Annotated in this window: 11 protein-coding genes and 1 tRNA gene; 6 read left to right on the top strand and 6 right to left on the bottom strand. The window is 67.9% G+C overall.

Features of this window, described 5'->3' with window-relative positions:
• Positions 1-267 precede the first annotated feature (267 nt).
• Positions 268-828, top strand: coding sequence for an HNH endonuclease (locus ACW17W_RS13110; protein ID WP_492077337.1), 561 nt, complete (start codon positions 268-270; stop codon positions 826-828).
• 41 nt (positions 829-869) lie between these two features.
• On the opposite strand, the gene ACW17W_RS13105 is transcribed toward ACW17W_RS13110, so the two are convergent.
• The gene (locus ACW17W_RS13105; protein ID WP_492077336.1) at positions 870-1,193 is read right to left on the bottom strand and encodes a hypothetical protein; all 324 of its coding nucleotides are present in this window, start codon (positions 1,191-1,193) and stop codon (positions 870-872) included.
• A 140-nt stretch (positions 1,194-1,333) separates the two neighbouring features.
• Here ACW17W_RS13105 and ACW17W_RS13100 point away from each other — a divergent pair, with 140 nt between their 5' ends.
• A complete protein-coding gene (locus ACW17W_RS13100; RefSeq protein ID WP_492077335.1) occupies positions 1,334-2,110 on the top strand; it encodes a transglutaminase-like domain-containing protein in 777 nt (258 codons plus the stop codon).
• Between the two features lie 6 nt (positions 2,111-2,116).
• Here the strand turns inward: ACW17W_RS13100 and ACW17W_RS13095 are convergent, their stop codons facing one another.
• The 3 genes from ACW17W_RS13095 to ACW17W_RS13085 all read right to left on the bottom strand — a co-directional run bounded on the left by ACW17W_RS13095 (position 2,117) and on the right by ACW17W_RS13085 (position 7,786).
• Positions 2,117-3,889: a M1 family metallopeptidase gene (locus ACW17W_RS13095; protein ID WP_492080322.1), complete on the bottom strand. Its 1,773-nt coding sequence runs from the start codon at positions 3,887-3,889 to the stop codon at positions 2,117-2,119.
• A gap of 100 nt (positions 3,890-3,989) precedes the next feature.
• Positions 3,990-4,424 carry a response regulator gene (locus ACW17W_RS13090; protein WP_492077334.1) on the bottom strand — a complete coding sequence of 145 codons (435 nt, stop codon included), beginning with the start codon at positions 4,422-4,424 and terminating at the stop codon, positions 3,990-3,992.
• Positions 4,421-7,786, bottom strand: a complete 3,366-nt coding sequence (locus ACW17W_RS13085) for an EAL domain-containing protein (protein WP_492077333.1) — start codon at positions 7,784-7,786, stop codon at positions 4,421-4,423. Before ACW17W_RS13085 ends, ACW17W_RS13090 begins: the two co-directional genes overlap by 4 nt.
• Positions 7,787-7,943: 157 nt before the next feature.
• Here ACW17W_RS13085 and ACW17W_RS13080 point away from each other — a divergent pair, with 157 nt between their 5' ends.
• Both ACW17W_RS13080 and ACW17W_RS13075 read left to right on the top strand, forming a co-directional pair.
• Positions 7,944-8,387, top strand: a complete 444-nt coding sequence (locus ACW17W_RS13080) for a response regulator (RefSeq protein WP_492077332.1) — start codon at positions 7,944-7,946, stop codon at positions 8,385-8,387.
• The gene (locus ACW17W_RS13075; RefSeq protein ID WP_492077331.1) at positions 8,384-9,646 is read left to right on the top strand and encodes a TadE/TadG family type IV pilus assembly protein; all 1,263 of its coding nucleotides are present in this window, start codon (positions 8,384-8,386) and stop codon (positions 9,644-9,646) included. Before ACW17W_RS13080 ends, ACW17W_RS13075 begins: the two co-directional genes overlap by 4 nt.
• A gap of 78 nt (positions 9,647-9,724) precedes the next feature.
• On the opposite strand, the gene ACW17W_RS13070 is transcribed toward ACW17W_RS13075, so the two are convergent.
• Positions 9,725-9,800 (bottom strand) — tRNA-Lys (locus tag ACW17W_RS13070).
• Positions 9,801-10,006: 206 nt separating this feature from the next.
• Here ACW17W_RS13070 and ACW17W_RS13065 point away from each other — a divergent pair.
• The gene (locus tag ACW17W_RS13065) at positions 10,007-11,461 is read left to right on the top strand and encodes an amino acid permease (protein ID WP_492077330.1); all 1,455 of its coding nucleotides are present in this window, start codon (positions 10,007-10,009) and stop codon (positions 11,459-11,461) included.
• A complete protein-coding gene (locus ACW17W_RS13060; protein ID WP_492077329.1) occupies positions 11,461-11,814 on the top strand; it encodes an Hpt domain-containing protein in 354 nt (117 codons plus the stop codon). Before ACW17W_RS13065 ends, ACW17W_RS13060 begins: the two co-directional genes overlap by 1 nt.
• On the opposite strand, the gene ACW17W_RS13055 is transcribed toward ACW17W_RS13060, so the two are convergent.
• Positions 11,811-12,128 carry a chorismate mutase gene (locus tag ACW17W_RS13055; protein WP_492077328.1) on the bottom strand — a complete coding sequence of 106 codons (318 nt, stop codon included), beginning with the start codon at positions 12,126-12,128 and terminating at the stop codon, positions 11,811-11,813. The genes ACW17W_RS13060 and ACW17W_RS13055 overlap by 4 nt on opposite strands.

The raw sequence follows: 12,128 nt of genomic DNA, 5'->3' as shown, positions 1-12,128 counted from the left end.
GACACGGCAAGGGGCCGATTGTTCGCGATGTCCGCTTTCCAGCCGCAGGTTGAATGACCGGTTTCGGTTGGCGGCCTGGTTTCCGCTTACGACCCCCATGCCGGACATTCCATCCTTCGGCTCCAGCCCCGCCCCCGTCATCAAATCTTCCCCTTTCCGTCATGGCGGGTCGGTCGAATCGGGTCTAGGCTGTGGACACAGTCAGGGAAGGAGCCACGTCTTCAGTCCGGTCGCCCAATGTCTTTTCCGATGGATCGGGAGGGCCTGATGCAGGTTCTGTCCCGTCCGCCCAGCGGCTTTCCGGCCCTGGTGCTGAATGCCGATTTCCGGCCCCTGTCCTACTATCCGCTGTCGCTCTGGCCGTGGGAGGAGGCGGTCAAGGCGGTCTATCAGGACCGCGTGGACGTCGTGTCCGTCTATGACAAGGTGGTCCGCAGCCCGTCGATGGAGATGGTGCTGCCCAGCGTGATATCGCTGAAGACCTATGTCGATCAGGACCGCAAGCCGGCCTTTACCCGGTTCAATGTCTTCCTGCGCGACGGCTTCACCTGCCAGTATTGCGGCGACACGGCCGAACTGACCTTTGACCACGTCCTGCCGCGCTCACAGGGCGGGCGCACGACCTGGGAGAACATCGTCGCCGCCTGTTCTCCGTGCAATCTGAGAAAGGGCGGCCGGACCCCGGGCCAGGCCCAGATGCCCGTCCGCCGCCTGCCGCATCGCCCCAGCGCCTGGCAGTTGCAGGACGCGGGCCGGCGCTTCCCGCCCCACTATCTGCACCAGAGCTGGCTGGACTATCTGTACTGGGACATCGAGCTGGAGCCGTAGGGCGTTCGCCGCCTTACGGCCCCGGAACTCAACCGGCGGCTTCAATAGGCGGGCGCGGTCTTGGGGCCCGACAGGTTGTTCGGCAGTTCCGGCAGGCCCTGCATGCGGCGCAGCATGTCGCGGCTCTCGGCCTGGTTGGCGGCCGTGCTCCGGGCGCTGCGGCAGACCCGGATGGGGAAGCGAGAGCCGGTGACCGGCTCCATGCGGCAGACGCGTTCCGGCGCCGCCTCTTCTTCCGGCGTCATGGGCGTGCGCAGATTGGTTCCAGCGCTGGCCGAGGTCTGCACCGGCGGCGGCGGCGCATTGTGTGTGCCCGGCAGGACTGCCTGGGTCATATGGGCCGCGAACATAAGGGCGATCAGCATGAGACTATCCCCGAAAACGATGAAGGAGACAGAACTATCAGGGCATGGCGCCGCACCTGTCAAATCTCGCAGTTGCGAAAAGGGAACCTGCGACCCCCGGGACCGTTGACCCGGGCCTTCGCTCGCGGCATTGGCGACTCATGAAACTCAGCGTCCGTTCAGAACTCGTGTACCGGTTCGATCCCCCGACGGACGCCATCTACCAGATCAAGGTGGCTCACTGGCCCGGCCAGGATATTCTGGACGAACGGCTCACCACCAGCCCCTTGGTCGAGTTCCAGGAAGACGTCGACGCCGACTTCGGCGCCCGCACCCTGCGCGGCCATCTGGAGGGGGTGGTCTCGCTGATCTATGAGGCGACAGTCGACAACGGGGTGTTGCAAGGCCTGCCCTCCGGCGTGTCACAGCACGACTGGAACGACCTGCCGGCCGAGGTCCTGACCTACACCCGGCCCAGCCGCTACTGCCCCTCGGACCAGTTCGGCCGGTTCGTGCAGCGCACCTTTGACGACACCTCTGGCGGCGAGCGGGTTCTGGCGATCCTGAACTGGATCCGCGAGAACGTCGACTATGAACACGGCGTCTCGGACACCGAGACGACGGCGGCGCGCACCTTCATCGACCGGGCCGGGGTGTGTCGCGACTTCACCCATCTGGGCATCACCCTGTGCCGGGCATCGGGCATCCCGGCGCGGGCGGTCAGCGCCTATGCCCACCTGCTGGACCCGCCTGACTTCCATGCGATCTTTGAAGTCTATCTGGACAGCGGCTGGTGGCTGGTCGATCCGACCGGTCTGGCGCCGATCGAGGGGCTGGTGCGGATCGCCTGCGGGCGGGATGCGGCCGACATCGCCTTCCTGACGACCCAGGGGACGTGTGAGCTGGTCAGTCAGTCGGTCACCGTCCGCCCGGCCTGAACCGGGTCAGCCGCCGCCGCGCTCGCGCGCCTTGAAGGCGTCCATGAAGTCGAGCTGGCGCAGGACCTTGTTGTCCGGGTCCAGCAGGATATGGGCGCGTTCCGGAGCGGGGAAGCTGGCCTGGCCGGATGTCAGGTCGAGGATCAGAGAACGCCCGTCCACCTCGACCTCGACCGGCATGGGGAAGTCGCCGGGGACGTCGGCCCAGGCCAGGGTCGCCCGGTCGCCCTCGCGCGTCAGCACCAGCCGGGGCAGGGCGGCCTGATAGACATAGGCGGCGAAGAACCAGTCCAGATCCCGCCCCGCCTCCTCATTGACGATGCGGATGAGGTCGGGCGTCGTCCGGTACAGCGGCCGGAAATTGCCCGGCTGCGGATCGGGCCGGTCATAGACCAGTCGCGTCAGGCTGCGGAAGAAGGCCTCGTCCCCGATCAGCAGACGCAGCGAATGGGCGACCAGGGCGCCCTTGTAATAGAGGTCCAGGGCCGGGCCGGTGGCGTCGCTGTAGACCGATCCCGAGTCCTGGGCCCGGCCGGATACCAGGGGGAACCGGTTGGTCAGGCTCTTCCTCATCTCCGCCAGCTCCGCCTCCATATAGCGGTCGCCGTTCAGCCAGCGGGCGTAGAGGGGCTGCATATAGGTGCCCAGACCCTCATGCAGCCACATGTCGTCCCATGTGGCGTTGGTCATCTGGTTGCCGAACCACTCGTGGGCCAGTTCGTGGTGCAGAAGCCAGTCATAGCCGCGCCCGTCCAGCTTGTAGCCATTGCCGTAGGCGTTGATGGTCTGGTGCTCCATGCCCAGATGCGGCGTCTCGACCACCCCCATCTTCTCATCGGCGAAGGGGAAGGGGCCGACGGTCGCCTCATAGAATTCCAGCATGCGGGGAAACTCGGCGAACAGGGCCTCGGGCCGGCCGGCGGGGGCGGTCGGCAGATGCCAGAACCGCATCGGCACGGTGTTGCCGAACCGGCTCTGGTAGTCGCCGCCCAACTCCACATAGGGGCCGATGTTCAGGGCGACGGCATAGGTGTCGGGATCGCGCGCGGTCCAGTTCCAGGTGTTCGTCGCCACGCCGTCCGGTCCGGGGTCGTTGTCCGCCTTGCCGAGGAAGCGGCCGTTGGACGGTGCTGACAGGCCGGACGGGACGGTGATGTGCAGGTCGACGCGTCCCGGCTCTCCCTGGGGATGGTCGATACAGGGCCAGAACAGGTCGCAACCCTCGCCCTGGACCGCCGTGGCGATCCAGGGCTTGCCGTCGGGGGTGGCGGACCAGACGAAACCGCCGTCCCAGGGGGCGTTCTTCGCCTCGTGCGGCGAGCCCGCCCAGACGATGCGGATACTGACGGCCTGTCCCGGCAGGACCTGGCGGCCGAGGTCGATCCACAGCCTGCCGTCGGCATGTCTCCAGCCGTTGTCGGCATGGACGTCCATGCCGTCGATTGCCACGGACGCGACGTCGAAGACCGTGTCCAGCTCCAGCGGCAGCCGGCGGAGGTCGCCCGTCGCCGTGAAATCCAGCACGGCCACGCCTTCGATCCGCTTCTGATCCGGCAGGACGGTGATCGACAGATCGGCCCGATCAAACCTGACCCGGGTCTGCTCGATCGCGCGTTCGGTGCCCGTGGTCAGGGTGAAGGCGCTGCTGGCCGGGCGAGGCGACGGCGCCGTCCGGGACAGGGGCGTCCGGGACGGGGTCGTCTGGGACAGGGCGGGCGCTGCGCCGAGGCCCAGGGCGCAAAGGGCCGGTAGAAGCGGCCGAAACGCCACAGGAATCATCGCCAAGGTCCGAACGCCAGAATGGTCGCCACTATGTCTCCGCCCCGCCGCCGCGACGAGTCAAAACCGCCAGGCCAGGCCTTGCCTTCCGTCGACAGCCTTATGTCCGTTCGGGTCCGTTGCCGAACGGGCTTGTGGCGGAAAGCGGGGTCGCCAGCATGTCGGCGATGGTCGGGGCGAAGGTCGAGATGCGCAGGGGCTTTGACATGACGCGATCCGCCCCGAACGTGAGGGCAGGGTTGAGCAGGCTGTTGACGTCCATACTGCCCCCGCTCGAGATCGCCAGGATGCGGACGGCGGACCGTCGCCGGCGCAGTTCTATGATGGTTTCGATGCCGTCCTTGTTGGGCATGAGCATGTCGAGAACCAGCAGGTCGACCGGCTCAGCCTCGAGGATGCGCAGGGCCTCGTCGCCGTCCTCGGCCTGAAGGATACGGTACCCTGAGGCGGCCAGAAGTTCGGACGCGATGGCGCGCAGGGTCGGATCATCGTCTGCGATCAGAACCGTCGTGTTCCCGGGGTTCGCGTCGCTCATGCCGCGTGCTCGAGGTTGTCAGGCAGGGCGTCCGCCGCCATGGGGCGATGGAAATAGTAGCCCTGCAGATAGTGTGCGCCGGCGATGCGCAGGAACTCGGCCTGTCGGGCGGTTTCCACGCCCTCGCACACGACCTTCATCCCGAGGGCGCGGCCCACGCCGATCACCGCATGGATGATGGCGGCAGAGGCGGTGTCGGCGGTGCAGCGCTCCACGAAGCTGGTGTCCACCTTCAGCGTCGTGAACGGGAGCTCCCTGAGGGCGTGCAGACTGGTGTAGCCGGCGCCGAAGTCGTCCAGGGCCACGCCAAATCCGCGGTCCCGCAGTTCGGCGATGGTTCGACGGGCGGATTCGATATCCAGCATCGCGGTCTCGGTCACCTCGATCTCCAGACGGTGCGGCGGGAAGTCGGCCGCCTGGCTGGCCGCGGCGACGCGCGCTGCGAATCCCGGCATCTGGAACTCGGTCGCCGAGGCATTGACCGAGACCTGAAGGTCAGGGCGGTCCCGCAGGTCCTCCATCGCCCGGGCCAGGACGAAGTCGGTCAACCTCATGATGCCGCCCTCGGCCTCGAGACGCGGAATGAACTCGGCGGGATTCAGTCGGCCCTGTTGAGGGTGCATCCAGCGGACCAGGGCTTCCGCCTTTCCGGCCGGTTGTCCCCGTCGTTCGACGAGGGGCTGGTAGACGAGATGGAGATCGCCGCGCTCAAGGGCGACGGTCAGTTCCTGCTCTGCGGTCAGGGGGGCCGCCGCCGCCGCTGCCGGGGGCTGGCTCATGGCCGTCAGGGTCCGGCCAACGACAGATCGCAGCGCCTCCACCTCGATGGCGGCGGCGGGCTCACCCGACCGGGCTGCGGTTTCGATCCGGGACGCCTCGCGCGCCACCCCGGAAGCGCCGAGGCTGAGGCTCATGGACTTGAGAGCATGGGCCGCACGGGCCAGGGCGTCGGCGTCTCCGGCGGCTGCGCTCCCGATCACCTCGGCCAACCGCCGGGGCGCATTGGTCGCGTACAGGGCATGGACGCGTTCGACGAAATCGGCGCTGCCGTTGCGGCCCATGGCCAGCAGTTCGCCGCGAATGGCGTCGTCGAACAGATCAGACGGATCGTCGTCCCGTGCGCCGGCAGCCGGGGCGGCCGGGGCGGCCGTCGCGGCGCCCTGAACCGCGTGATCGCCGCAGAAGCGCGTCAGTTCCCGAACCAGATCCTCAAGGGTGAACGGCTTGTGGATCACCCCGTCCATGCCCGAGGCCCTCCACGCCTCGGCGCCCGAGCCGATGACATTGGCCGTCAGGGCGATGATCACCGCCCGCGGGCGGCCGGTCTGACTCTCTTCGGCCCGGATGGCGCGCGTGGCCTCGAAGCCGTCCAGAACCGGCATGGACCCGTCCATCAACACCAGGTCAAAGTCCTGGGCGCGAAGCCGCTCCACGGCCTCCTGCCCGTCATTGGCGGTGAAGGTCTCGACCCCCAGTCTGGCAAGGGCTTCGGCGGCCACCTCGCGATTGACGTCCGAATCGTCCACCACCAGAACGCGCACACCCGGGAAGGTCGTGTTGGCGGCGACACGAACGGCCTGGGCCTCGAGGTGCGGACGAACCTCGTCCTGCATCTGGGCCACGACCGTCCGCAGGTCGGCGAGCCGGACGGGCTTGACCATGACGCAGGCCCCGGGATCGGCGAGGACGATGGCCTCCGCCTCATCCTCGCTGTCGCAGATGACGACCCGGGCGTCCGGACCGGACGCCCGGGCGCCGGTGATGGCGGGGCCGTCCGGCGAGTCTGTTGGGGTGACGCCCCATGCGTCCAGATAGGCCACAACAGCCTGCCGCGTCTGACCGGACAGGTTGCGGACGGCCAGAGACCCGCCCGGCCGGATAGCGGGCGTCGGCCCGGCCTGCGAGGCCGCCGCCAGCGGCGCCGAAAAGGCGAAGGTGGAGCCTTCCCCGACGGTGCTGGACAGGGCCCAGACCCCGCCCATGGAACGGACCAGACGGTCGCAGATCGCCAGGCCCAACCCGGTTCCGCCATATCGGCGCGTCGTGCTCTGGTCCGCCTGGGTGAAGGCGTCGAACAGGGTCGGTAGCTTGTCTCCGGGTATGCCCGGCCCGGTATCATGGACCGCCACCCGGATCTGTCCGGCGTCCTGCGGATCCCGGTCGATGGCGATGAAGACGCCGCCGGTCCCGGTGAATTTGATGGCGTTGTTGACCAGATTGCCGATCACCTGTCGCAGCCGCGTCGGATCCGCCAGGACGACCGGCAGGCGGGGGTCGGCGAAGACCGCGAGGTCCAGACCCTTGCCGGCGGCCCTTTCGTAGAACAGCCCGGCGACGTCCTCGGCGACCTCGGCCAGATCCACCTCGACGGCTTCCAGTTCCATCTTGCCGGCCTCGACCTTCGAGAAATCGAGGATGTCGTTGATGATGCCGAGCAGGGATTTTCCGGATTTGGAGATGACGTCCGCATAGCGTTGCTGGCGCTGCGGCAGGTCCGAGCTGGCCAGCATGTCGCTGAGCGCCAGAATGCCATTCAGCGGCGTCCGGATCTCGTGGCTCATGACGGCCAGGAAGTCGGACTTGGCCGCATTGGCCTGTTCGGCGACGTCACGGGCGATGACCAGTTCTCCGGTTCGCGCGGCGACCTCGTTTTCCAGACCCTCCACCTGGGCGGCGATACGCGCATCGCGCTCCCGGATGCCGCTCAACATGGTGTCGATGCCGGCGACGAGATCGGCGACCTCGCCATCGCTGCGAATGTCCACGACGGTCGAGAAGTCCCGCGTGTCATGGACACGCCGCACCAGACCGGCCAGGGCCACGATCGGCGCGCTGATCTTCTGCGCCATGCGCATGGCGACGATCAGTCCGGCGGCGACGGCGAAGACGGCGCCCGCCAGAGTGGTCCAGATGGTCGACAGCACGCGCCCGCGCAGTTCGGGCGTACGGCTGAACAGGGTGATCGAGCCGACGGGCTCGCCTGCACTCATAACCGGCGCCGAGACCTGGATCGACCCGGTGCTGAGGACTGACCAGATCGAGAGCCGGTCGCCGGTGTCCCCGACGGTGGCGTCCGAGATCAGGCGGGATCCAGACCCCGTTTCGGCCAGAAGACCGACCGCGTTCGATTCCAGCCGGGCATAGCTGATGCCCGGCATCTGGCTGACGGAGCGGATCGCGGTAAAGCTCTCGGCGCGGTCGCCCGTGACTACCGCTTCGGAGGCCAGGGATCCGATCACCCGGGCGGTTTGCGTCAGGCGGCTGGTCTCCAGCGCTGCCTGCCTGTTCAGGTCGATCCAGGTTGACGCTGCAGCCGTCACGACAAAGGACGCCAGCAGGGACGCCAGGACGAGCCCGACCATTTTCCGCGCAATTCCGCCGGTCGTCTTGAGTCGTCCGCCCGCCAAGTCCAGGCTCCCTGATCACCACGTTTTTCGCGTTATACGCGATGTTAATGACCCGACCCTTAAGCTGTACGTTGGTCGGACAGTCTGCGAGGCCCAACCTGGGGGCGGTGTGATGAGTGGTTTCTTCTACGTTCTCGACGAAGACGCCCGCCTCCTGTTTGTCGATGATGATCCGATCCTGCGGGAATTCGCCAAGGTGAACCTGGCGTCTGCGGCGGTAGACGTCGCTGTGGCGGCTGACGGTGTCGAGGCGCTGGAGGCGCTGTCGCACACCCGGTACGATCTGCTGCTGGTGGATCTCGAAATGCCTCGGATGGACGGGTTCGAGCTGCTGGCGCACCTGAGGGCCGACCCGCTCACGGCTCACCTGCCCGTTGTGGTCGAGACCGGCCGGGAGGACGTCGAGGCCATCGACCGCGCCTTTCGGGCGGGGGCGACCGCCTTCGTGACCAAACCCCTGAACTGGCGTCTCCTGACCTACCAGCTGCGGTTCACCCTCAGGGCCGCCCGGGCCGAGGCGGCGCTGCGGAGCCGCTTCGGCGCGCTCGCCGCATGATGAGACCGGCGTGCTGGCCGGCTGCCGCCCGGCGCGCACTGGATGTCTTCAGGCGCAATGATCGAGGCAATATCGCCCTGACATTCGCCCTCGCGGCGCCCGCCGTGGTTCTGCTCGCGGTCGGGGCGATTGACCTGTACGGCGTCCAGACCAGCCGGACGAAACTGCAGGACATCGCCGACGCCGCGGCCCTGGCCGGCGCGAATGAACTGGGCCTGGCCGTCGCCGACGAGGTCGCCGTCGAGCGCGCCTACGCCTTCGTCGGCGGGCATCTGACGGAATGGAGCCGGGCGCCGACAGTGTCCCGGGATATTTCGGTGGTGGAACGCAGCGGGCAGCGGGTCATCCAGGTCGTCCTGAACGGGCATTCGCCATCCTTTTTCGGCAACCTGCTGCCGCCCGGCGGCTGGAACTACCAGGCGGAGGCGCGCGCCGTGTCAGTCGGCATGACGCCCCTGTGCGTCCTGACCAGCGGTCAGACAGGCGCCAATGTCCTGGAGGTGAACGACACCGGCCGGATCCTGGCGTCCAAATGCCTGGTTCATTCCAACCGGGACATCAGGGTGCGAGGCGGCAGTATTACCGCCTCGCAGGTCCAGGCGGCGACATCGGCGGAAGGCAATATCAGCCCGGTGGCGGGCACCGGGGCCGCCATGATCGAGGACCCCTTCCGGGAACTGCCGATGGTGGACCCCGACAACAACTGTCCCCTCGTGGATGTGGCCGCGCCCGACGTCCTGACCGGGACGCAGCGCCTCTATCCCGGCGTCCACTGCGGGCACTTTCGCCTTGGCGGGGATGCGGTGCTGGTCCTGGAGCCAGGCGAGCACTGGTTCCTGAAGGGCAGCCTGATCCTCAAGGACAACGCCCGGCTTCGCGGCGAGGACGTTGCGCTCGTGTTCGACAAAAAGTCGAAATTCGAGTTCAGGGACCAGTCGACCGTCGATCTCGACGGCCGCAGGACCGGGGTCTATGCCGGAATGGTGCTGGCGGCCCTGCGCGGAAACACCAGCGATTTCGTTATCTCCAGCGACAATGTCGATCGCCTGCTGGGGGTGATCTACATCCCCGACGCCACCCTGGTGGTCGAGGGGCGCGCGGAGGTCGCCCGCGACAGCGCCTGGACTGTGGTCGTGGCCAGGTCGATGAAGCTCCAGGGCACGCCGTCGCTGATCATCAACGCCAACTATTCCGGCTCCAGCGTTCCCGTGCCAAACGGGGTCGGCCCCCGCGCGGGCGGCTCCCGCCTCGTCGAGTAGCGCACCCTGCGGGGCGGGCAGGGCCAACGCCCGGCGGACCGCCGCTTCAGGACAATGCCATGATGCCGGAAAGGACGATGGTGGGTGATGTAGGGTTCGAACCTACGACCCGCTGATTAAGAGTCAGCTGCTCTACCAACTGAGCTAATCACCCGTACCATATCGTCCGGCGGTGACCCGGAAAGGGCCGCGCCGCGTTCGTCTGTCCCCTTGCAGGATCAACGAAGGAGGGCGGACATATCGGCTCGCGACGTGCGATGCAAGCCTGTCCTTTCAAATGATCCATGCCGCGCGCTATGGTCGCGCCTGGAATCAGAGGGGTTCCGCAAGACGGTTCCGGTTTTCCGAGGGGTGGCGTTCATGGCGTTCTGGCAACGGCGCAAGTCGATCGATGCGATGACCCGCAGTCTGCAGGCGGGGCGCGACAGCGGCGACCGGCTGAAGGCCACGCTGAGCTGGCCGCACCTGCTGGCCCTCGGCGTCGGGGCCATCGTCGGCACCGGCATCCTGACCCTGATCGGGGTCGGGGCGGGGCTGGCGGGGCCGGCGGTGCTGGTCAGCTTCGGCCTGGCGGGTCTGGTCTGCGCCTGCGCCGCCCTGGCCTATGCCGAGCTTTCGACCATGATGCCGGCGGCGGGCAGCGCCTATACCTATTCCTACGCCGTGCTGGGCGAGCTGATCGCCTGGGTCGTGGGCTGGAGCCTGATCCTCGAATATTCCCTGGTGGTCTCGGCCGTGGCCGTGGGCTGGTCCGGCTATGCGGTCGGCTTCCTGAACGGGCTCGACATCGGCGGGATGAGCCTGGCCCTGCCCCAGGCCCTGACGGCGGGGCCGCATGCCGGCGGGATCATCAACCTGCCGGCCGTCTTCATCATCGGCGTGGTGACGGGCCTGCTGCTGCTGGGCACGAAGGAGAGCGCCACCCTGAACGCCGTGCTGGTGGTCATCAAGGTGCTGGCCCTGATCGTCTTTGTGGCCATCGCCCTGCCGGCGTTCAAGGCCGAGAACTTCACCCCCTTCATGCCCAACGGCTTCGGCGCCCCCTTCGTCCAGACCGGGGTGATGGCGGCGGCGGCCATCATCTTCTTCGCCTTCTACGGCTTTGACGCCATCTCGACGGCGGCGGAGGAGACGAAGAAGCCCGAGCGGGATCTGGCCATCGGCATCGTCGGCTCCATGCTGATCTGCACCGCCCTGTATATGGTGGTGGCGGCGGCGGCGATCGGGGCGCTTCCGGTCGGCCAGTTCGCCGCCAGCCCCGAGCCCCTGGCCCATATCCTGCGCCAGATGGGTCAGGGCACGGCCGCCCAGTGGATCGCGGTCTCGGCCGTGGTCGCCCTGCCGACCGTCCTGCTGGCCTTCCTGTTCGGCCAGAGCCGCATCTTCCTCGGCATGGCGCGCGACGGATTGCTGCCGGTCGGTCTGGCGAAGATCTCGAAACGCGGCGTGCCGGCTCTGGTGACGATGTTCACCGCCGTGGTGGTGGCGATCCTGGCGGGGCTTCTGCCGCTGGACGAGCTGGCGTCCCTGGCCAATGCCGGCACCCTGGCCGCCTTCTGCGCCGTGGGGGTCTGTCTGGTGGTGCTGCGGCTGCGCGAGCCGGGCCGCGAGCGCAAGTTCAGGGCTCCGCTCTGGCCGGTGGTCGCCGGGATCTGCGTCATCGGCTGCATCGTCTTCTTCCTCAGCCTGAAGCCGGTCACCCAGTGGGGCTTCCTGATCTGGAACGTCGTCGGTCTGGTGATCTATTTCGCCTGGTCATCGAAACACGCGGTTCTGGGCAAGGCCGGCCGGGATCCCGCCGGGGCGGCCGACTGATGTCGCGGCGCGACCTGTCTGGCGCGGTCGACTTCGCCGTGCTGGACCGGATGACCGGCGGCGACGACGCCATCGCCGAGGAGGTGCTGGGCCTGTTCGTCCAGCAGGCGGCGATGTGGTCGACCCTGCTGGATGCCCGGACCGAGGGCTGGCGCGACGCCGTCCATACCATCCGGGGCGCAGCGGCGGGGATCGGGGCGCACGATCTGGCCGGTGTGTGCCAGTCGGCCGAGGCTTCTGCGCAGGCCCTCGCCCCGGCGGCGCTGGACCATGTACGCACCGCCCTCGACGTGGCCCTGTCCGACGTCGCGGCCTGGCGGCACGAACTGATGCTCAGGGGGCTGAAGGGTTAGCCACGCGTCCGGTCGAACGCCCCGAACTCATGGGCGATGCAGCGGTCGATGAGAGTGCGCCAGACCGGCTCGGCGATGTCGGCCGAAAGGCCCGCCGTCTCCGCAGAGACCAGCACCTTGGCGACCACGTCGTCGATCCGGGCCTGATCATGGACAGCGTCGCGGCCCGGCTTGATGCGGGCGGCGGCGTCCATATAGCGCTGGCGTTCGGCCAGCAGGGTCACCAGGGCCCGGTCCAGCGCATCGACGCCCTGACGCACCTCGACCATGGAGACGCAGGCCTCGGGGGCCGTGCGCGGGTCGACCAGAATCAT

It is taken from the genome of Brevundimonas sp. FV1ye29L, assembly GCF_058681095.1.
This window is presented reverse-complemented; position numbering and strand designations above follow the sequence as displayed.